General features: G+C 35.3%; 1 protein-coding gene. It reads left to right on the top strand.

Annotated elements, in window-relative coordinates:
- Positions 1–234: 234 nt before the first annotated feature.
- Positions 235–536, top strand: a 302-nt coding sequence (locus tag IE271_RS44750) for a hypothetical protein (protein ID WP_229920019.1), incomplete at its 3' end; no start/stop codon positions are given.

Below are 536 nucleotides of genomic sequence, written 5' to 3'. Positions count from 1 at the left end.
AGTGCGGATTCTGTCTTCACTTTAATTTTTGCCCTTTTTTTTCTCACTTCGTTTAAAAAGCCTTTAACTCAAGTTCTGTTGATTGTTTTAATGGTTTTTTTGTTTCTTAGGTGTCATTTCCAAGCGTCTTTGAAAGAGATTTTTAGAATTAATCATCTAAAAACAATGCCTTTCAAATGGCTTACTTTGGCTTTTTTGGGCGTGTTTTTAAGCATCTTCCCTAACATGTTTAACATGCATGATAGCCAAACTTTCCGCTACAATTTATTCGCTCTAAACATGTCCTTAACTTATGCTTGCGGGGCGTTATGCTTGCTTTTTGCCAGTTGTTTAAGAATCAAATTGAATCAAAAAGTCCTTTTTTACAGCATGGCTGTTGCCAATTTCATCAACGGCTTGCTTTCATTGGTGCAAAAAATTTATTTTAACATGCCCAGAGCGCAAGGGTTTAGCACGGTTAAGGAATATGTGGTTTTAGTGAGCGTTTCCATTTTAGGCTGTTATATTTATGCGCTTTATTCGCAAAATCAAAAAGA

This window comes from Streptomyces minutiscleroticus (assembly GCF_014650875.1).
Lineage (GTDB): Bacteria > Actinomycetota > Actinomycetes > Streptomycetales > Streptomycetaceae > Streptomyces > Streptomyces minutiscleroticus.
The sequence above is the reverse complement of the archived record's forward strand: the minus strand, read 5'-3'. Positions and strand labels throughout refer to the sequence as shown.